The sequence below is a fragment of the Pseudomonas sp. REP124 genome, assembly GCF_020164475.1.
Classification (GTDB): Bacteria; Pseudomonadota; Gammaproteobacteria; order Pseudomonadales; family Pseudomonadaceae; genus Aquipseudomonas.
On record NZ_JAIQWX010000042.1, the window covers coordinates 24,757 to 44,498 of the forward strand.

Consider the following 19,742-nt stretch of genomic DNA (forward strand, 5'->3'; position numbering starts at 1 on the left):
ATGAGCACAGCCTCGTCAGGCTGAATTGCGGATGTTGCAGCTTCCCTGACGAGTGGTCGTAACAGGGGAGTGGACGTCTTCACCTTTTAAAAGGTTCCATATTTGTAAGCGTTTGGCCACCCCTGATCGCGATTGACCCCGGGCGAACGGTGGTTCGTGGAGGCCGCTTTGCGCTATACTCGCCGCCCTTTTTTGATCACCGCCAGGCGATTTCCCATGACCAGACAGGCCGCCGAAGTCGCGAAGCGCCGCACTTTTGCCATCATTTCCCACCCCGACGCCGGTAAAACCACCATCACCGAGAAGCTTTTGCTGATGGGCAAGGCGATTGCGGTAGCCGGTACGGTGAAGTCCCGTAAGTCCGACCGCCATGCCACCTCCGACTGGATGGAAATGGAAAAGCAGCGGGGCATCTCGATTACCACGTCGGTCATGCAGTTCCCGTATCGCGAGCACATGATCAACCTGCTCGACACCCCGGGCCACGAAGACTTCTCCGAAGACACCTACCGCACCCTGACCGCGGTGGACTCGGCGTTGATGGTGCTCGACGGCGGTAAGGGTGTAGAGCCACGGACCATCGCCCTGATGGATGTCTGTCGTCTGCGTGACACGCCGATCGTCAGCTTCATTAACAAACTCGACCGTGATATCCGTGACCCGATCGAACTGCTCGACGAAATCGAAGCGGTCCTCAAGATCAAGGCGGCGCCTATCACTTGGCCGATCGGTTGCTACCGCGACTTCAAGGGCGTGTATCACCTGGCTGGCGACTACATCATTGTTTACACCCCTGGTCATGGTCACGAGCGCACCGAGACCAAGATCATCGAGAAGCTCGACTCCGACGAGGCGCGCGCGCACCTGGGCGATGAGTACGAGCGCTTCCTTGAGCAGCTGGAGCTGGTTCAGGGCGCCTGCCATGAGTTCAACCAGCAGGAATTCCTCGACGGCCAGATGACTCCGGTGTTCTTCGGTACCGCGCTGGGCAACTTCGGTGTCGATCATGTACTCGACGCCGTGGTCGACTGGGCGCCGCGTCCGTTGGCACGGGTGGCCAACGAGCGCACCGTGGAGCCGGTGGAAGAGAAGTTCTCGGGCTTCATCTTCAAGATCCAGGCGAACATGGACCCCAAGCACCGCGACCGCATCGCCTTCATGCGTATCTGCTCCGGCAAGTACGAAAAAGGCATGAAGATGCGCCACGTGCGGACCGGCAAGGACGTGCGCATCGGCGACGCCCTGACGTTCTTCTCCTCCGAGCGTGAGCAACTGGAAGAGGCGTATGCAGGCGACATCATCGGTCTGCACAACCACGGCACCATCCAGATTGGCGACACCTTCAGCGAAGGCGAAACCCTGGGCTTCACCGGCATTCCGCACTTCGCCCCGGAACTGTTCCGTCGTGTGCGTCTGCGCGATCCGCTGAAATCCAAGCAGCTGCGTCAGGGTTTGCAGCAGTTGGCGGAAGAGGGCGCGACCCAGGTGTTCTTCCCCGAGCGCAGCAACGACATCATCCTCGGTGCCGTCGGTGTGCTGCAGTTCGATGTGGTGGCCAGCCGCCTGAAAGAGGAATACAAGGTCGAGTGCTCCTACGAGCCGATCACCGTGTACTCCGCTCGTTGGGTTGATTGCAGCGACAAGAAGAAGCTCGAGGAATTCTCCAACAAGGCTGTGGAAAACCTCGCTGTCGACGGCGGCGGTCACCTGACCTACCTCGCCCCGACCCGCGTCAACCTGGCCCTGATGGAAGAACGCTGGCCAGACGTGAAATTCCGCGCAACGCGTGAACATCACTAAGCTTCGACCAGAAACACCAAAAGCCCCGGTAGCGAAAGCGCCGGGGCTTTTTGTTGGCTGACTCCAATCCTCTGTAGGAGCGAGCATGCTCGCGATGAACGCAAGAACACCGCGGGGCATCAGGCCCCCAGCGTTATCGTTGACCACCATCGCGAGCATGCTCGCTCCTACAGGTGATCGCATTGCCCTGCGGATGCGGAATGTCAGTTGAATGGATGTTGGATGTGCCACCGCCTTCGCGGGCAAGCCCGCTCCCACAGGTTCCTTTGCCGGCCACAAAATCTGTGAACGACACAAAACTCTGTAGGAGCGAGCATGCTCGCGATGAACCAAAGAACACCGCGGGGCATCAAGCACCCAGCGTCATCGTTGACCACCATCGCGAGCAAGCTCGGCTCCTACAGATTGGTTGCGTGCAAATTGGAATAATCGTTATTCGAAAGCAATCTCTGCAAGCAGGGCATTTCCGCTGGGCCGTTAGCGTCCTATCTGGAGAACCGCGCTGTTCGGAACTAGATTTTATTCAGCGCCGGACTGGCATGCCTTGGTAGGAGGGAATCGGTGATGAACAGATTGTTTCGGGTTTTGTTGATGTTGAAGGTGCTGGTGATGCTGTCTTTCGGGACGTCGATGGCGTGGGCGGAATGTGAGGATCACGAGACGCAGGCATCGAGCGGGTCGGTGGGGCAGGCGGGGATGATTATTGCCGCGTCCGATTCCGAGGCGGGGGACAAGGGGCAGGGTGGCAGCGCGGGTGATGATGACTCGACCACCGATGAGCCGGATTCCGATGATCCGGATGAAGGCGATAGCCAGACGTAGGTAGCAGGTAAAAGAAAACCCCTTCTGCCTTGATTGATGCGCAATCGAATTGGAAGGGGCGGGGTGTACGCAAATCTAGTGTGGGAGCGGGCTTGCTCGCGAAGGCGTCGTGTCAGTCGACATTTGTGTCATCTGACACACCGCTTTCGCGAGCAAGCCCGCTCCCACATTTTTTCAGACCATATTCAGTCCGTGTTACAGGAACTGCTCCGCGTGGTGGCAAGCCACCTGGCGGTTGTCGAGCAGGCGCAGTTCCGGCACTTCAGCGCTGCAACGCTCGGTCGCGTACGGGCAGCGTTTGTGGAACGCGCAGCCCGGTGGCGGGTTCAGCGGGTTGGGCAGTTCGCCCACGATCTTGATTTTCGGCTTGGACGGATCCGGGTGGATGGTCGGCGTCGCCGAGAGCAAGGCCTGGGTGTACGGGTGCAGCGGACGGGCGTAGATGTCCTCTTTCGGACCGATTTCCACCGGGCGACCGAGGTACATCACCATCACATCGTCAGCCACGTGTTGCACCACGGCCAGGTTGTGGGAGATGAACACGTAACCGGTGTTGAACTCCTGCTGCATGTCCATGAACAGGTTCAGCACCTGCGCCTGGATCGACACGTCCAGCGCCGAGGTCGGTTCGTCCGCCACCAGCACTTTGGGTTGCAGCATCATCGCGCGAGCCAGGGCGATCCGCTGGCGCTGACCGCCGGAGAACATGTGCGGATAACGCTGGTAATGCTCCGGACGCAGACCCACCTGCTTCATCATCGCCTGAACTTTCTCGCGACGTTCCGCAGCGCTCAGGCTGGTGTTGATCAGCAGTGGCTCGGCCAGTTGATCACCGATCTTCTGCCGCGGATTCAAGGACGCATACGGGCTCTGGAACACCATCTGCACGTCTTTGCGCAGTTGCTTGCGCTGGGCCTTGTCGGCGCCGGCCACTTCCTGGCCGGCGATTTTCAGGGAGCCCGAGGACGGTTCTTCGATCAGGGTCAGAGCACGGGCCAGGGTGGATTTGCCGCAGCCCGATTCGCCCACGACCGCCAAGGTCTTGCCGGCTTCGAGCTCGAACGACACGCCGTTGAGGGCGCGCACGGTGGCGTGGCCCTTGAACAGGCCACGGGACACTTCGTAGTGACGGGTGAGGTCGCGGGCGGTAAGTACGACGGCCATTACGCCACCTCCTGGTTCAGCGGGTAGAAGCAGCGGGCGAGGCTGTTGCTTTTCGGGTCAAGGGCTGGACGCTGCGCGCGGCAGTTGTCCTGCACGTACGGGCAGCGCGGCGACAGCAGGCAGCCCTGTGGACGGTCGTAACGACCCGGCACGATGCCCGGCAGGGTCGACAGGCGCGAGGCGCCCAGGCTGTGCTCCGGAATCGCCTTGAGCAGCGCTTCGCTGTACGGATGCGCCGGGATGTCGAACAGTTGCGGCACCTGGCCGACTTCCACGGCCTGGCCCGCATACATCACGCACACGCGCTGGGCGGTTTCGGCCACGACCGCGAGGTCGTGGGTGATCAGCACCAGGCCCATGTTCTGTTCTTTCTGCAACGCCAGCAGCAGTTCCATGATCTGCGCCTGAATGGTTACGTCCAGTGCAGTGGTCGGTTCGTCGGCGATCAGCAGTTTCGGTTCACCGGCAATCGCCATGGCGATCGCGACACGCTGGCTCATACCGCCGGACAGTTGATGCGGGTAGGCGTCCATACGGCTGGCGGCGCCCGGGATTTCAACTTTTTCCAGCAGTTCGATGGCACGCTTGCGCGCGGCCTTGCCGGACAGTTTCAGGTGCAGGCGCAGCACTTCTTCGATCTGGAAACCGACGGTGTAGCTCGGGTTCAGCGCGGTCATCGGGTCCTGGAACACCATGGCCAGGTCCTTGCCGACGATCTGACGACGCTGACGGTTGCTGAGCTTGAGCATGTTCTGGCCGTCGAAGCTCAGGGAATCGGCAGTGACGATCCCCGGGTGCTCGATCAGGCCCATCAGCGCCATCATGGTCACGGACTTGCCGGAACCGGACTCGCCAACGATGGCCAGGACTTCGCCCTTGTCCACTTTCAGGTCGAGACCGTCGACGACTGGCGTGGCGTTCTTGTCGCCGAAGCGAACGTTGAGATTCTTGATTTCTAGCAATGACATTGGAATCTCCTCAGGCGGCGTTCTTGAGTTTCGGGTCCAGCGCGTCGCGCAGGCCGTCACCCATCAAGTTGATTGCCAGCACGCTGAGCAAAATGGTCAAACCAGGCAGACTCACTACCCACCAGGCGCGTTCGATGTAGTCGCGGGCCGAGGCCAGCATGGTGCCCCACTCAGGGGTTGGCGGTTGTACGCCAAGGCCGAGGAAGCCCAGGGCGGCGGCATCGAGAATCGCCGAGGAGAAGCTCAAGGTGGCCTGAACGATCAGTGGCGCCATGCAGTTGGGCAGCACGGTCACGAACATCAGGCGCGGCAGGCCGGCACCGGCCAGGCGCGCTGCGGTCACGTAGTCGCGGTTCAGCTCGCCCATCACCGCGGCGCGGGTCAGACGTACGTAGGACGGCAAGGACACCACGGCGATGGCGATCACGGTGTTGATCAGGCCTGGGCCGAGGATGGCGACAATCGCCACGGCCAGCAGCAGAGAGGGCAGGGCCAGCATGATGTCCATCAGACGCATGATGGTCGGGCCGATCATTTTCGGGAAGAAACCGGCGAACAGACCCAGCAGGATCCCCGGGATCAGCGACATCACTACCGACGACAAACCGATAAGCAGCGACAGGCGCGAGCCCTGGATCAGACGCGACAGCAAATCACGACCCAGTTCATCGGTACCCAGCAGGAACTGAATCTGCCCGCCTTCCAGCCAGGCTGGCGGGGTCAGCAGGAAGTCGCGGTACTGCTCGCTCGGGTCATGGGGGGCAACCCATGGGGCGAAGATGGCGCAGAAAATCACCAGCAGCATGAACAGCAGGCCGGCGACGGCGCCCTTGTTCTTGGCGAAGGCTTGCCAGAATTCCTTGTACGGTGACGGATACAGCAGGCTTTGATCCGCGGCAGGTGCGGCGGTGGCTACTGAGGAAGTAGTTGGAGTGCTCATGAATATTGACCTCAGCGCTGATGACGGATGCGTGGGTTGGCAAAGCCGTAGAGGATGTCCACTACGAAGTTGACCAGGATCACCAGGCAAGCGATTAACAGGATGCCGTTTTGTACGACTGGATAGTCACGGGCGCCGATGGCTTCGATCAGCCATTTGCCGATGCCCGGCCAGGAGAAGATGGTTTCGGTCAGGACCGCACCGGCCAGCAGAGTGCCGACTTGCAGGCCGACCACGGTCAATACCGGAATCAGTGCGTTACGCAGGCCGTGGACGAATACCACGCGCGCCGGCGACAGGCCCTTGGCCTTGGCGGTACGGATGTAGTCCTCGCGCAGCACTTCGAGCATCGACGAACGGGTCATCCGCGCGATCACCGCCAGCGGAATGGTGCCCAGCACGATGGCCGGCAGGATCAGGTGGTGCAGGGCGTCGGCGAACGCGCCTGGCTCGTCAGCCAGCAGCGTGTCGATCAGCATGAAGCCGGTGCGCGGCTCGATGTCATACAGAAGGTCGATCCGCCCGGATACCGGGGTCCAGCCCAGGGACACCGAGAAGAACATGATCAGGATCAGGCCCCACCAGAAGATCGGCATCGAATAGCCCGCCAGGGAGATGCCCATCACCCCGTGGTCGAACAGTGATCCTCGCTTGAGTGCCGCGATCACCCCGGCCAGCAGGCCCAAGATGCCGGCGAACAGCAGAGCGGCCATGGACAGTTCCAGGGTCGCGGGGAAGAGGGAAGTGAACTCGGTCCACACGCTTTCACGGGTACGCAGGGATTCACCCAGATCGCCGTGGGCCAGTTTGCCGACGTAGTCCAGATACTGGGCATACAGCGGTTTATTCAGACCAAGGCGTTCCATTGCCTGAGCGTGCATTTCGGGATCGACCCGACGTTCTCCCATCATGACTTCCACCGGATCGCCCGGGATCATGCGAATCAACGCGAAAGTCAGCAACGTAATGCCGAAGAACGTGGGGATCAGTAACCCCAGTCGGCGGGCAATAAAACTAAACATCGTGGGTTGTACCTCATCAGCCGGTTAGGCGTGCCCGGCAGGCCTGGGTCAGGCGTGCCGGGAGTTTTCTTATTTACTTCACCTGGGTGGTGGCGAAGTTATTCGTGGTGAGAGGGCTAATGTGATAGCCCTCTACGTTGTTGCGCATTGCGGTGAACATTCTAGTGTGCGCCATGCTGATCCATGGCTGGTCCTGATTAAAAATAACCTGAGCCTGTTCGTACAGTGCTGCACGCTCGGCCGGGTCGGTCTTTTCCCGGGCCTGATCGATCAGGGCCTGGAATTTGTCGTTGCACCAGCGTGCATAGTTTTCGCCGTTCTTGGCCGCTTCGCAACTGAGCATAGGCGTAAGGAAGTTATCCGGGTCGCCGTTATCGCCCGCCCATCCGGCGGAAACCATGTCGTGCTCGCCGTTTTTCGCGCGCTTGAGCATTTCGCCCCATTCCATCACGCGGATGTCGATCTTGATCCCGACCTTGGCCAGGTCCGCCTGCATCATTTGCGCGCCGAGCATCGGATTGGGGTTGGTCGGGCCGCCGCCATTGCGGGTGAACAGAGTGAAAGTGGTGCCTTCCGGAACGCCGGCTTCCTTGAGCAGGGCGCGTGCCTTGTCCAGGTCGCGGGCCGGGTTTTTCAGGGCGGTGTTATAGCCCAGCAGGGTGTCCGGGTACGGGTTGACGCCGACGGTGGCGTTGCCCTTGCCGAACAGCGCGTTGACATAGGCTTCCTTGTCGAAGGCGATGTCGATGGCTTTGCGCACCCGCACGTCGCTCATGTACTTGTGCGTGGTGTTCATAGCGATGTACGAAACGGTCATCGCGTTCAGTTCGTCGACCTTCAGCTTTGGATCTTTCTTGATGCTCGGAATGTCATCGGGCTTGGGATACAGCGCGATCTGGCATTCGTTGGCCTTGAGCTTCTGCAGGCGCACGTTGTTGTCGGTGGCGATGGCCAGGATCAGCGAGTCGGCCGGTGGCTGGCCGCGGAAGTAGTCCGGGTTGGCCTTGAAGCGAACCTGGGCATCCTTGTTGTAGCGCTGGAAGACAAATGGACCGGTGCCGATCGGCTTGCTGTTCAGATCGCCGGTCTTGTTGGCCTTGAGCAACTGGTCGGCGTACTCGGCGGAGTAGATCGAGGAGAACGCCATGGCGATGTCTGCCAGGAACGGCGCTTCCTGACGGGTCAGGGTGAATTTGACCGTGTTGTCGTCGACTTTCTCGACGCTTTTGAGCAGTTCCTTGAAGCCCATGCTTTCAAAGTACGGGAAGCCCACGCTCGAGAGTTTGTGCCATGGATGGTTCGGGTCCAGCTGGCGCTGGAAGCTCCAGACCACGTCGTCGGCATTCATGTCGCGGGTCGGCTTGAAGTATTCGGTGGTGTGAAACTTGACGCCTTTACGCAGGTGGAAGGTGTAGCTCAGGCCGTCATCGCTGATGTCCCAGGAATCGGCCAGCGCCGGAATCACATCGGTGGTGCCGGGTTTGAAGTCCGCCAGGCGATTGAAGATGGTCTCGGCCACCGCGTCGGCTGTGACTGCAGTGGTGTACTGGACCATGTCGAAGCCTTCGGGGCTGGCCTCGGTGCAAACCACCAGCGGCTTGGCCGATACGCCAACCGCGACACTCAGCAAGGCGGCCGCGATGGCCGCACGTAGGGGAAGCATTTTCATCAAGAACCCTCTGCAATCGGTTAAAGGACAAAAGCCGAACGGCCGATTCCTCGTGGAATCAGCCGTTCGGCCGGTGCATTACAGGATGTTGAACGGGATGGTGGTCACGAGACGGAACTCGTTGATGCTGCCATCAGCCTGGTTGTCGCTGGCGCGGTGAGCGGTGTAGGTCGCGCGAATAGTGGTGGCCTTGAGCGGACCGCTCTGCACGGCGTACGAAGTACCGATGCCGTATTCGTAGTGGGTTTCGCCATCCATCGACTGAATGCCGTCGTAACCTTTGCCGGCCACGCCACCGTTGCCGGTGTAGTGAGTACCGTCGATGCCCCAGCCGCGAGCCTGATAGATGTTGAACTTCAGGCCCGGGACGCCGTATTCGGCCATGTTCAGGCCATAGGCGATCTGGAAGGACTTCTCGTTCGGACCGTTGAAGTCCGACAGCAGGGAGTTGGCCAGGTAGATACCGTTGGTTTCGTGCAGGTAGTCGAAGTACTCGTTACCGTTCACTTCCTGATACGAGAAGGTCAGGCTGTGAGCCTGATGGGTCAGACCGAGCGACAGGGAGTAGGTGTCGTTGTCGATGTCGCCGATCAGCTTCTTACCTTCGTCCTGGGTTTTGTAGTAGTTCAGGCCGGTGGTCAGGCTCAGTACCTGGCTGTCGCCCAGTACGTGAGTGGCGCCGAAGTAGTACTGGTTCCAGATATCTTCAGCCTGGGTGGCCCAGAGGCTGGTGGTCAGGCTGGCGAACGGCGTGTAGGTGATACCGCCGGTGTAGACGTGATCGGTCTCGACGATGCCGTTGGCGTATTCGGTGCGGAATTTACGCTGGCTTTCTTCGGTACGCGGTGAGTTGCGGTCGAAGGTGGCCAGGTCGAATTGCAGGTTGTTCAGCTCTTCGCTGTGGATCGCCACACCCTCGAAGCTCGAAGGCAGCGCACGGTTACCGATGACGTCGACCATCGGGCTGCTGAAGTTCATGCGACCGGCGGTCAGCGTGGTGTTGGAGATGCGAGCCTTGACGTTGGCCAGGCCCAGCTTGCTCCACTGGCCGACAGCGTCGCCGCCTTCACGGGTCAGGGTACGGTTGTTGCCAGCGCCTGGACGAGTGCCCGGTGCGCCACCGTTGTTGGACGCCAGGTCCTTGCGGTCCTGATCCAGGGCGATGGCGTTGTAGGCCGCCACTTCGGTGCTGAAACCGACGGTGCCTTCGGTAAAGCCCGAGTTGTACTTGACGATGGTGCCCTGAACCCAGTTGATACGACGATCAGTCGGGGTCGATACGCCGTCTTTCTTGTAGGAAAACGTGCCGCCGCGCTTCAGTTGTTCGTTGGCGTACCAGTTACGGGTAGTGCCGCTGATCGACTGGCCTTCGAGGAAGCCAGTCGCTTCCGCCTGGGCACTTTTCTCGTTAACAGTTACCGGCGTAAACGCCTGGCTTTGGGTTTCAGCGTAAGCCGTTGCGGTCACGCTGCTGATGGCCAGGGCCAGTATCGCAGTGCTGCTCAGTTTCATGGGTGAAGCTCCTTACTTTCTTTTTTTAATGCCGGTCTTATTGGGTGATCCGGCTATTTGCTTTGGAACTCATTTACGCTTTGCAAACGTTTGCTCTGCGCCGAATAGGCGAATTACGGCAACAAGCTTGCGTGAGGGCGCATTGCGCCCCCAGCGTTTGGCTACACGGTTTTGTTATTTTTCGATGCTGACACCCGAGAAAACGTTGCGGCCGAACGGGCTGACCTTGAACCCTTCGACTTTGGCGCTCAACGGCTGGTTAACCGTCGAGTGGGCGACCGGCGTGATCGGTACCTGCTGCTTGAGGTACTGCTGCGCCTGTTTGTAGAGCTCGGTGCGCTGCTCGCGGTCAGTCACGACCTTGGCCTGCTTGATCAGCTTGTCATAAGCCGGATCGCACCACATGGAGTAGTTGTTGCCACCGATGGCATCGCAGCTATAGAGCGTGCCGAGCCAGTTGTCCGGGTCACCGTTGTCACCGGTCCAGCCGATCAGGCTGATGTCGTGCTCGCCGTTCTTGGTGCGCTTGATGTACTCGCCCCATTCGTAGCTGACGATCTTTACCTTCAGACCGATCTTGGCCCAGTCCGCCTGGAGCATTTCAGCCATCAGCTTGGCGTTCGGGTTGTACGGGCGCTGCACGGGCATGGCCCACAGGGTGATTTCGGTGCCTTCCTTGACGCCGGCGGCCTTGAGCAGTTCCTTGGCCTTTTCCGGGTTGTAGGCGGCGTCCTTGATGGTGTCGTCATAGGACCACTGAGTCGGCGGCATGGCGTTGACCGCCAGTTGGCCGGCGCCCTGGTAAACGGCGTTGAGGATGCCTTGCTTGTTCACCGCCATGTCCAGCGCCTGGCGCACTTCGAGCTGGTCGAACGGCTTGTGGCGCACGTTGTAGGCGATATAGCCGAGGTTGAAGCCGGGTTTCTCGATCAGTTGCAGGGCCGTGTCGTTCTTCAGCGCAGGCACGTCGGCGGGGCGCGGGTGCAGGGTGATCTGGCACTCATCGGCCTTGAGCTTTTGCACACGTACCGAGGCGTCGGTGTTGATGGCGAAAATCAGGTTGTCGAGCTTCACGCGGCTCGGATCCCAGTATTGCTTGTTGCCGGTGTAACGGATGTTCGAGTCTTTCTGATAGCTCTTGAACACGAACGGCCCGGTGCCGATCGGCTTCTGGTTGATATCGCTCGGCTTGCCCTCCGCCAGCAGCTTGTCGGCGTACTCGGCGGAGAGAATGGCGGCGAAACTCATGGCGATGTTCTGGATGAACGCGGCGTCCACGCTGTTGAGCGTCATGACCACGGTCAGCGGCCCGGTCTTTTCGACCTTGGCGATGTTCTTGTTCAGGCTCATGCCGTTGAAATACGGAAATTCAGTCGGGTAGGCCTTACGGAAAGGTTGCTGCGGATCGAGCATGCGATTGAACGTGAAGAGCACGTCATCGGCATTGAAGTCGCGGGTCGGGGTGAAGTACTTGGTGGTATGAAACTTCACTCCTGGACGCAGGTGGAAGGTGTACTGCAGGCCGTCCTCGGAAATATCCCAACTGGTCGCCAGACCAGGTACTACGTTGGTCGCGCCCTTTTCGAACTCTGCCAGGCGGTTGTACAGCGGCTCGGCGGCGTCGTTATCGGTCGCGGTCGTGTACTGCGCGGTATCGAAACCGGCGGGACTGCCTTCGGAGCAGAACACCAGGCTGTTGTTGGCGGCCTGGCTCATGGAGGTGGCGGCCAACAGGCCGGTGCCCAGCAATGCGGATAAAACCAAGGTATGGCGCATGACGCTCCCTCTTGTTCAGTTTTTGACAATGAGCCTTCGTCCCGTCCGGGAACGTGCAGGCCTCACTGGTTTCAAGCCATTGACGTACAGCAGTAGTGACCGATGACCCACGCATGAGCTGGTCGGGTCTCGACGGTAAGAACCGTGAGCTCGGCAGTAAATACGAATAGTCCGAAAGACGTGTGGGAAAAGACGACGTGTCCTAGCTCGCTGCTGTAGGCAACAGACGATTAGGATGTAGGCGGTTTCCTGCTTTCTCGGTAGATAAAAGCAACGGCGACGTCAGAAACGTCGCCGTTGCAATACCTTACTTGCTGATGCCGACGCCGTAGAAGGAGTTCAAGCCAAATGGGCTGATCTTGAAGTCCTGCACTTCGGCGCGCATGGGTTGGAACACCGTCGAGTGCGCGATAGGTGTCATTGGAGTCTGATCTTTCAGGATGTGTTGCGCCTGCTTGTACAGTTCGGTGCGCTTGGCCTGATCCGAAGTGCGCTTGGCTTGTTTGACGATGTCGTCGAACGGCTTGTAGCACCACTTGGAGAAGTTGTTGCCTTCCAGCGAGTCGCAGCCGAACAGCACGTTCAGCCAGTTATCGGGGTCCCCATTGTCACCGCTCCAGCCAATCAGCATCGCCTGGTTCTCGCCACCCTTGGAACGCTTGATGTACTCGCCCCACTCGTAGCTCTGGATCTTGACCTTCAGGCCGATCTTGGACCAGTCGGACTGCAGCATTTCTGCCATCAGCTTGGCGTTCGGGTTGTAAGGACGCTGTACCGGCATCGCCCACAGAGTGATTTCGGTGCCTTCCTTAACGCCGGCTTCCTTGAGCAGCTCCTTGGCTTTCTCAGGATCGTACTTGGCATCCTTGATCGTGGTGTCGTAAGACCACTGGGTCGGCGGCATGGCGTTGACAGCCAGTTGGCCGGCGCCCTGGTACACGGAGTCGATGATCTGCTGCTTGTTGACCGCCATGTCCAGCGCCTGACGCACTTTCAGTTCGGCCAGCGGGTTCGGAACAGTCTGACCCTTGACCTGCGGCATCACGTTGTAGGCGATGTAACCCAGGTTGAAACCGGCCTGGTCAGGCAGCTTCAGGGCTTTGTCTTCGCGCAGCGCTTTCAGGTCGGCTGGTCGAGGAAACAGGGTGACCTGGCACTCGTTTTTCTTCAGCTTCTGAATACGAACCGACGGGTCGGTGGTGATAGCGAAGATCAGGTTGTCGATCTTGACGTCATCAGGCTTCCAGTAGTCCTTGTTCCCGGTGTAGCGGATGTTGGAGTCTTTCTGGTAGCTCTTGAACACGAACGGGCCAGTGCCGACCGGCTTCTGGTTGATGTCCGCAGCCTTGCCGTCCTTGAGCAGCTGCGCTGCGTACTCGGCGGACTGGATCGAGGCGAAGCTCATTGCCATGTTCTGAATGAACGCGGCATCGACGTCTTTGAGCGTGAATTTGACAGTCTTGTCGTCGACTTTCTCGATATTGGTGATGTTGGTGTCCATCCCCATGTCGGTGAAGTACGGGAATTCGGTCGGGTACGCCTTACGGAACGGGTCATCCTTGTTAATCATGCGATTGAAGGTGAACAGCACGTCGTCGGCGTTGAACTCACGAGTCGGCTTGAAATACGGGGTGGTGTGGAACTTGACACCGTCACGCAGGTGGAAGGTGTAGGTCAGGCCGTCGGAGGAGACGTCCCAGCTGGTTGCCAGGCCAGGAATAACGGCGGTGCCGCCACGCTCGAACTGAGTCAGGCGGTTGAACATGGTTTCTGCAGAGGCGTCGAAGTCGGTTCCGGTGGTGTATTGACCTGGATCGAAACCGGCCGGGCTCCCTTCGGAGCAGAACACCAGGTTAGTCGCAGCTTGAGCGAACGGTGCACTAGCCAACAGGCTGGCGCCGACTAAAAACGGAATGACCGCTTGTTTGAGCATGGTGGCCTCATGATTTGTTGTCATTTTTTGATTTTGAGGACGACCTCGTGAGTCGTGCCTGCGGATACTTATGCAGGGGCCATACCCAATGCAAGTCGCAGAGCGTTTATAAGCCTTAAACGGTGGCACGGACGTACCTTAATGTCGCATATGTGTAATTTTTGACGCATTTGACCGTTTGCGAGGCGTTTTTGCGGTGCTTTCAGTGCACGTTTTTGGTGCGAAAAAGCATTGGGTTGCCCGTGGGCGGGGCGTGGGTGTTACCTATCTAAACCCGGTCCTGTGGGGCTGAATCGGAGTGGTTATCGTTGCACCAATTCCGGTCTTTGCCGGTGGGTTGTACCAAGTGCAACTAATGTCGTTTTTTGGGGTTGAACTGCCCGTCCCGAGATTGAGCATAGACGCAGTCTGCAGAAAAAAAGGCGATCACCCTGCGGTAATCGCCTTTTTTGTATGCCGCTACCGAATCAGGGCATCAGCACTTCGATCGAGCCGTCAGCTGTCATCGAGACCTGGCTGGTGCCGGCTTCGACTTCCGGTGTTACCGGAGCCGCATCCATGCCGGCGGCCTTCATCATCATCGGTGCGCGCATGTACGGTTGCGGGAAGCCGTTGCTGTTGAAGTTCAGATTGACGATCTTGTAGCCCTTGCCGCCCAGAGCGTCGGTGGCCAGTTGGGCGCGGGCCTTGAACGCGGTCACGGCTTCCTTGAGCAGGGTGTCCTCGCTGGCCTTGCGGGTTGGCGTGGCGATGGCGAAGTCCATGCCGCCCATTTTCAGGTCGGTGAGCAGTTCGCCGGTGAGTTTCGACAGGGCGGCGAAGTCGGTGCTTTCCATGCGCAGTTCGGCGCGCTCACGCCAGCCGGTGATCTTCTGGCCCTTGGCATCGTAGATCGGGTAGCTGTTGCGGCTGCCTTGGCGCAGGGTGATGTCCTTGACCTGTTTTGCCTGGGCCAGCGCCTTGTTCATGGTGGTGCTGATGTCTGCGGCAAGTTTGGCCGGGTCCGTGTTCTGCTCTTCGGTGTAGAGGGTCACGATCATCAGGTCGCGAGCCACTTCCTGGCTGACTTCGGCGCGCAGGGAAATCTGATTGTAATGAAGTTCGTCGGCGGCCAGGGCCGGGAGGCTGGCGACGGTGCCAAGGCTCAGGGCGAGAAGGGCGGCGCTGCGGCGGAATGTGTGCATGAAGGCTCCTAAAGATGATACGCAGGAAATAGTCCGTGCCTGCGTGAAACCATCAGACTCTAGCTTTATTGATCCGGTTCGCACAGTTACAACTTCTATACATGTGTATATGGCCCCTGTAGGAGCGAGCACGCTCGCGATGGGCTCCCATTCACCGAGGGGTGTCAGGAAGCCAACGTCATCGTTGACGACCATCGCGAGCGTGCTCGCTCCTACAGTGGGTTGGGCGGCACCAACGGGGCGTGTGGCGCTTTGCCGCACTTTTGCCTGTCAGCCCCCGTGCTTGGTTATACTCCCAGCGATTCGCCTGGAGCGCTCATCAGGAGAGCTCATGCTCGTCCCTCTTCAAATCACTTCCGCCACTCGCCAGAACCTTTGGAGGCTGACATTCATCCGCATCCTGGTCCTGGCTGCTCAGGCTGGCTCCGTGGGCCTGGCCTACTGGCTCGAACTGCTGCCGCTGCCGTGGTTCCAGCTGGCCGCGACCCTGGCTTGCTCGATGCTGCTGTGTGCCTTCACGGCGGTTCGCCTGCGCACCAGTTGGCCGGTCACCGAGCTTGAATACGCCGTGCAACTGGCCTGCGACCTGTTTATCCATAGCGCCTTGCTGTATTTCTCCGGTGGCTCGACCAACCCATTCGTCTCTTATTACCTGGTGCCGCTGACCATCGCCGCGGTGACGCTGCCCTGGCGCTATTCGGTGATTCTGTCGGGCATCGCGCTGACGATGTATACCCTCCTGCTGGCGCGCTTCTATCCGCTGCAAACCTTCCCGATCGCCCGGGAAAACCTGCAGGTCTACGGGATGTGGCTGAGCTTCGCCCTGGCGGCGGCTGTGATCACTTTCTTCGCCGCGCGCATGGCCGAAGAATTGCGACGTCAGGAAGAACTGCGGGCCATTCGCCGCGAAGAAGGCCTGCGCGATCAGCAGTTGCTGGCCGTCGCGACCCAGGCCGCCGGCGCCGCCCACGAGTTGGGCACGCCACTGGCGACCATGAGCGTATTGCTCAAGGAGATGCGCCAGGACCATCACGACCCGATGCTGCAGGATGACCTGAGTGTGCTGCAGGATCAGGTCAAGCTCTGCAAGCAGACCTTGCAGCAGCTGGTGCGCGCCGCCGAGGCCAATCGCCGTCTGGCGGTGGAAATGCAGGACGTTACCGACTGGCTCGACGAAGCGCTCAATCGCTGGCACCTGATGCGCCCCGAGGCCAGTTACCGCTTCCAGCGCCTGGGCCAGGGCACGGTGCCGCGCATGGCGCCGCCGCCGGACCTGACCCAGGCGTTGCTGAATCTTTTGAACAACGCCGCCGACGCCTGTCCCGAAGGGCTGCAAGTTACCCTGGACTGGAATCCCGAAGATTTGACCATCAGCATCCGCGACCACGGTGCCGGTGTGCCGCTGGCCATCGCCGAGCAGATCGGCAAGCCGTTTTTTACCACCAAGGGCAAAGGTTTCGGCCTGGGCCTGTTTTTGAGCAAGGCCAGCGTGACACGCGCCGGCGGCTCAGTGAAACTCTATAGTCATGAGGAAGGCGGCACGCTCACCGAGCTGCGTCTGCCCCATGGCGCACGAGGAGACGAACATGAGTGACGACATCCAGGTTGAAGGCGAAGAGCTGCCGCATTTGCTGCTGGTCGACGACGACGCGACCTTTACCCGGGTCATGGCCCGCGCCATGGCTCGCCGCGGTTTTCGCGTGAGCACCGCCAGTTCCGCCGAAGAAGGCCTGATCCTGGCCCAGGGCGACCTGCCGGACTACGCCGCGCTGGACCTGAAGATGGACGGCGATTCCGGCCTGGTGCTGCTGCCCAAGCTGCTGGAAATGGACCCGGAAATGCGCGTGGTGATTCTCACCGGCTATTCGAGCATTGCCACCGCTGTGGAGGCGATCAAGCGCGGCGCCTGCAACTACCTTTGCAAGCCGGCCGACGCCGACGACGTGCTCGCTGCGTTGCTCTCCGAACATGCCGACCTCGACAGTCTGGTGCCGGAAAACCCGATGTCCGTGGACCGCCTACAGTGGGAACACATTCAGCGCGTGTTGACCGAGCACGAAGGCAACATCTCCGCCACCGCCCGCGCCCTGGGCATGCACCGCCGCACACTGCAGCGCAAACTGCAGAAACGTCCCGTTCGCCGCTGAACCTGCGCTGAACAGATGCGGGTCGTTCCTCGCGACAATCCGAACCGATCATCTATGATCGGTTCGTGCCTGTACTTTTTCCTATCGAGCCTTATCCATGAATCAGAACGCTGAATATTCCGCGGTCAACGATGCTGTGCGCGGGCAGTTTTTTCGCAAGGTCTGGGCGATCATCACGCCCTACTGGCGCAGCGAAGAGAAGGGCAAGGCCTGGACGTTGCTGATCGCGGTGATCGCGCTGTCGCTGTTCAGCGTGGCGATTTCGGTGTGGATCAACAGCTGGTACAAGGATTTCTACAACGCGCTGCAGCAGAAGGACGAAGCGGCGTTCTGGAAGCTGATCCTGTACTTCTGCGGCATTGCTACCGTGGCGATTCTCGGCGCGGTATATCGGCTTTATCTGACGCAGATGCTGACGATCCGCTGGCGTGCCTGGCTCACGGAGAAGCATTTTGGTCGCTGGCTGGCGGACAAGAACTACTACCAGCTGGAGCAAGGCGGCTACACGGATAACCCGGACCAGCGGATTTCTGAAGACCTCAACAACTTCACAAGCGACACCCTGAGCCTGGGCATCGGTCTGCTGCGCAATATCGTCAGTCTGGTGTCTTTCTCGATCATCCTCTGGGGTGTCTCGGGCAGCATCGAACTGTTCGGTATCACCATTCCCGGCTACATGTTCTGGGGCGTTCTGCTATATGCCGTGGTGGGCAGCTGGCTGACTCACCTGATCGGTCGTCGTCTGATCGGCTTGAACAACCGCCAGCAACGCTTCGAAGCGGACCTGCGTTTCTCCATGGTGCGCATTCGCGAGAATGCCGAAAGCATCGCGCTGTACAACGGCGAGCCCAATGAACATCGCCGCTTGAGCAATCGCTTCTCGATGGTCTGGCACAACTTCTGGGACATCATGCGGGTGTCCAAGCGCCTGACGTTCTTCACTTCCGGCTACGAACAGGCCGCGGTGATTTTCCCGTTCATTCTGGCTGCGCCGCGATACCTGGCCGGCAAGATCGAACTGGGTGAGCTGATGCAGATCAGCTCGGCGTTCGGCAATGTCCAGGACAACTTCAGCTGGTTCATCAGCGCGTACCAGAGCCTCGCTTCGTGGCGCGCGACCTGCGATCGTCTTCTGAGCTTCCGCCAGGCCATGACCGACAATGAGCAACGGGCACCGGCCATCGATGTGCAGAATCAGGGCGATGCATTGAAGGTGCACAACCTGGGCCTGGATCTGGCCGATGGTCGTCATCTGCTGACCAATGCCGACATGACCGTGGAGGAGGGCGAGCGCGTGATGCTAAGCGGTCGTTCCGGCAGCGGCAAATCGACGCTGTTGCGGGCCATGGGGCATCTATGGCCGGCGGGGCATGGCAGCATTCGTCTGCCGGCGGCGCGATACCTGTTCCTGCCGCAAAAGCCTTACCTGCCGATCGGAACGTTACGTGAGGCGTTGAGTTATCCACAAGCCGGCGACACCTACCCGAACGAGCGTTACGAGCAGGTTCTGGAAACCTGTCGCTTGCCGCATCTGATCGGGCGCCTGGACGAGGCCAATCACTGGCAGCGCATGCTGTCGCCGGGTGAGCAGCAGCGACTGGCCTTCGCCCGTGCGCTGTTGTACGCACCGCAGTGGCTGTATATGGACGAAGCGACTTCGGCGATGGACGAGGAAGACGAAGCGACGCTGTACCAGGCATTGATAGACGAGCTGCCGGGATTGAGCATCGTCAGCGTCGGCCACCGCAGCAGCCTCAAGCGCTTCCACCCGCGGCATGTGCGGATCGACAACGGGCATTTGGTAGATCAGACCGTGACTGCATAGCTCGAACCCCTGTAGGAGCGAGCTTGCTCGCGATGGTCGCCAACGATGACGCTGGCATCCTGACACCCCGCGGTGGTCTGGAATCCATCGCGAGCAAGCTCGCTCCTACAGGGAGAGGGGTGGCACAGTGGTGATCGTACAACCGCGTTGAGCTATGATGCGATTTCATCCGATTCTTCGAGACAGATGTTCATCATGGAAAACCCGAACGACGCACCACGCCTCCCTCGCAAGCGCCGCAGCCTCGCTCAGGAACTGGTGACGGTGCTGTCCGAGCAGATCCGCGACGGTCACCTCAAGCGCGGCGACAAGTTGCCCACCGAGTCGGCGATCATGGATGCCCATGGCGTCAGCCGCACCGTGGTGCGCGAGGCGATTTCCCGTCTGCAGGCAGCCGGCCAGGTGGAAACCCGCCACGGCATCGGCACCTTCGTGCTCGACACGCCGAGCCCGAGCGGCTTTCGCATCGATCCGGCCACCGTGGTCACGCTGCGTGACGTGTTGGCCGTTCTGGAGCTGCGCATCAGCCTCGAAACCGAATCCGCCGGCCTTGCCGCGCAACGCCGCAGCGCCGAGCAATTGGGCCTGATGCGCGCGGCGCTGGATGCGCTGAACGAAAGCGTCGCCCACGCCAGCGATGCCGTGGCGTCCGACTTCCAGTTCCACTTGCAGATCGCTCTGGCGACCGGCAACCGCTACTTCACCGACATCATGACCCACCTGGGTACCAGTATCATCCCGCGTACCCGCCTGAACTCCGCGCGCCTGGCCCATGACGATCAGCAGCACTACATGAATCGCCTGAGCCGCGAGCACGAGGAAATCTACGAGGCCATCGCCCGCCAGGATTCCGATGCCGCCCGCGCCGCCATGCGCCTGCACCTGACCAACAGCCGCGAGCGGTTGCGTCATGCCCATGAAGAGGCTGAGGCGCAGCGGGGGTAGTGTTTGGCCTCTGGTTGTTTGTTTTCTGACAGATC

Annotated in this window: 15 protein-coding genes; 6 read left to right on the forward strand and 9 right to left on the reverse strand. The window is 60.1% G+C overall.

All coding sequences use genetic code 11. The features are described 5' to 3' along the window. Nucleotides 1-216 precede the first annotated feature (216 nt). Nucleotides 217-1,800, forward strand: a complete 1,584-nt coding sequence (locus K9857_RS12925; protein WP_224536293.1) for a peptide chain release factor 3 — start codon at nt 217-219, stop codon at nt 1,798-1,800. A gap of 564 nt (nt 1,801-2,364) precedes the next feature. Continuing rightward, on the forward strand, nt 2,365-2,622 hold the full coding sequence (locus tag K9857_RS12930; protein WP_224536294.1) for a hypothetical protein: 258 nt from the start codon (nt 2,365-2,367) through the stop codon (nt 2,620-2,622). 195 nt (nt 2,623-2,817) lie between these two features. Here the strand turns inward: K9857_RS12930 and K9857_RS12935 are convergent, their stop codons facing one another. The 9 genes from K9857_RS12935 to K9857_RS12975 all read right to left on the reverse strand — a co-directional run bounded on the left by K9857_RS12935 (nt 2,818) and on the right by K9857_RS12975 (nt 14,790). Beyond that, complete coding sequence (locus K9857_RS12935; RefSeq protein WP_224536296.1) at nt 2,818-3,786, reverse strand: peptide ABC transporter ATP-binding protein; 969 nt, start codon at nt 3,784-3,786, stop codon at nt 2,818-2,820. Then, the gene (locus tag K9857_RS12940) at nt 3,786-4,754 is read right to left on the reverse strand and encodes an ABC transporter ATP-binding protein (protein WP_224536298.1); all 969 of its coding nucleotides are present in this window, start codon (nt 4,752-4,754) and stop codon (nt 3,786-3,788) included. Before K9857_RS12940 ends, K9857_RS12935 begins: the two co-directional genes overlap by 1 nt. Before the next feature lie 10 nt (nt 4,755-4,764). After that, on the reverse strand, nt 4,765-5,694 hold the full coding sequence (locus K9857_RS12945; RefSeq protein ID WP_224536300.1) for an ABC transporter permease subunit: 930 nt from the start codon (nt 5,692-5,694) through the stop codon (nt 4,765-4,767). A gap of 11 nt (nt 5,695-5,705) precedes the next feature. Further along, the gene (locus K9857_RS12950) at nt 5,706-6,716 is read right to left on the reverse strand and encodes an ABC transporter permease subunit (protein WP_224536301.1); all 1,011 of its coding nucleotides are present in this window, start codon (nt 6,714-6,716) and stop codon (nt 5,706-5,708) included. 73 nt (nt 6,717-6,789) lie between these two features. Next, on the reverse strand, nt 6,790-8,385 hold the full coding sequence (locus K9857_RS12955; protein WP_224536303.1) for an ABC transporter substrate-binding protein: 1,596 nt from the start codon (nt 8,383-8,385) through the stop codon (nt 6,790-6,792). A gap of 78 nt (nt 8,386-8,463) precedes the next feature. Then, nucleotides 8,464-9,897: an OprD family porin gene (locus K9857_RS12960; protein WP_224536304.1), complete on the reverse strand. Its 1,434-nt coding sequence runs from the start codon at nt 9,895-9,897 to the stop codon at nt 8,464-8,466. A gap of 174 nt (nt 9,898-10,071) precedes the next feature. Beyond that, nucleotides 10,072-11,673 (reverse strand): ABC transporter substrate-binding protein, encoded by a 1,602-nt coding sequence (locus K9857_RS12965; protein ID WP_224536306.1) that lies wholly within the window; start codon nt 11,671-11,673, stop codon nt 10,072-10,074. Between the two features lie 307 nt (nt 11,674-11,980). Continuing rightward, nucleotides 11,981-13,606 (reverse strand): ABC transporter substrate-binding protein, encoded by a 1,626-nt coding sequence (locus K9857_RS12970; protein WP_224536307.1) that lies wholly within the window; start codon nt 13,604-13,606, stop codon nt 11,981-11,983. Between the two features lie 467 nt (nt 13,607-14,073). Then, nucleotides 14,074-14,790 carry an SIMPL domain-containing protein gene (locus K9857_RS12975; RefSeq protein ID WP_224536309.1) on the reverse strand — a complete coding sequence of 239 codons (717 nt, stop codon included), beginning with the start codon at nt 14,788-14,790 and terminating at the stop codon, nt 14,074-14,076. Between the two features lie 331 nt (nt 14,791-15,121). Here K9857_RS12975 and K9857_RS12980 point away from each other — a divergent pair, with 331 nt between their 5' ends. The 4 genes from K9857_RS12980 (at nt 15,122) to K9857_RS12995 (ending at nt 19,707) form a co-directional block, all read left to right on the forward strand. Next, the gene (locus tag K9857_RS12980; protein WP_224536310.1) at nt 15,122-16,384 is read left to right on the forward strand and encodes an ATP-binding protein; all 1,263 of its coding nucleotides are present in this window, start codon (nt 15,122-15,124) and stop codon (nt 16,382-16,384) included. Continuing rightward, entirely contained in the window at nt 16,377-16,937 is a 561-nt protein-coding gene (locus K9857_RS12985; protein ID WP_224536312.1) for a response regulator transcription factor, read from the forward strand. Before K9857_RS12980 ends, K9857_RS12985 begins: the two co-directional genes overlap by 8 nt. Before the next feature lie 97 nt (nt 16,938-17,034). Then, nucleotides 17,035-18,762: an ABC transporter ATP-binding protein/permease gene (locus K9857_RS12990; protein WP_224536313.1), complete on the forward strand. Its 1,728-nt coding sequence runs from the start codon at nt 17,035-17,037 to the stop codon at nt 18,760-18,762. Nucleotides 18,763-18,957: 195 nt separating this feature from the next. After that, on the forward strand, nt 18,958-19,707 hold the full coding sequence (locus K9857_RS12995) for a FadR/GntR family transcriptional regulator (RefSeq protein ID WP_224536315.1): 750 nt from the start codon (nt 18,958-18,960) through the stop codon (nt 19,705-19,707). The last annotated feature ends 35 nt before the right edge of the window (nt 19,708-19,742 follow it).

Excerpts from the sequence above, each read along its gene's own strand:
- K9857_RS12925 (WP_224536293.1), top strand. The coding sequence starts at position 217 with ATGACCAGACAGGCCGCCGAAGTCGCGAAGCGCCGCACTTTTGCCATC.
- K9857_RS12930 (WP_224536294.1), top strand. The coding sequence starts at position 2,365 with ATGAACAGATTGTTTCGGGTTTTGTTGATGTTGAAGGTGCTGGTGATG.
- K9857_RS12935 (WP_224536296.1), bottom strand. The coding sequence starts at position 3,786 with ATGGCCGTCGTACTTACCGCCCGCGACCTCACCCGTCACTACGAAGTG.
- K9857_RS12940 (WP_224536298.1), bottom strand. The coding sequence starts at position 4,754 with ATGTCATTGCTAGAAATCAAGAATCTCAACGTTCGCTTCGGCGACAAG.
- K9857_RS12945 (WP_224536300.1), bottom strand. The coding sequence starts at position 5,694 with ATGAGCACTCCAACTACTTCCTCAGTAGCCACCGCCGCACCTGCCGCG.
- K9857_RS12950 (WP_224536301.1), bottom strand. The coding sequence starts at position 6,716 with ATGTTTAGTTTTATTGCCCGCCGACTGGGGTTACTGATCCCCACGTTC.
- K9857_RS12955 (WP_224536303.1), bottom strand. The coding sequence starts at position 8,385 with ATGAAAATGCTTCCCCTACGTGCGGCCATCGCGGCCGCCTTGCTGAGT.
- K9857_RS12960 (WP_224536304.1), bottom strand. The coding sequence starts at position 9,897 with ATGAAACTGAGCAGCACTGCGATACTGGCCCTGGCCATCAGCAGCGTG.
- K9857_RS12965 (WP_224536306.1), bottom strand. The coding sequence starts at position 11,673 with ATGCGCCATACCTTGGTTTTATCCGCATTGCTGGGCACCGGCCTGTTG.
- K9857_RS12970 (WP_224536307.1), bottom strand. The coding sequence starts at position 13,606 with ATGCTCAAACAAGCGGTCATTCCGTTTTTAGTCGGCGCCAGCCTGTTG.
- K9857_RS12975 (WP_224536309.1), bottom strand. The coding sequence starts at position 14,790 with ATGCACACATTCCGCCGCAGCGCCGCCCTTCTCGCCCTGAGCCTTGGC.
- K9857_RS12980 (WP_224536310.1), top strand. The coding sequence starts at position 15,122 with ATGCTCGTCCCTCTTCAAATCACTTCCGCCACTCGCCAGAACCTTTGG.
- K9857_RS12985 (WP_224536312.1), top strand. The coding sequence starts at position 16,377 with ATGAGTGACGACATCCAGGTTGAAGGCGAAGAGCTGCCGCATTTGCTG.
- K9857_RS12990 (WP_224536313.1), top strand. The coding sequence starts at position 17,035 with ATGAATCAGAACGCTGAATATTCCGCGGTCAACGATGCTGTGCGCGGG.
- K9857_RS12995 (WP_224536315.1), top strand. The coding sequence starts at position 18,958 with ATGGAAAACCCGAACGACGCACCACGCCTCCCTCGCAAGCGCCGCAGC.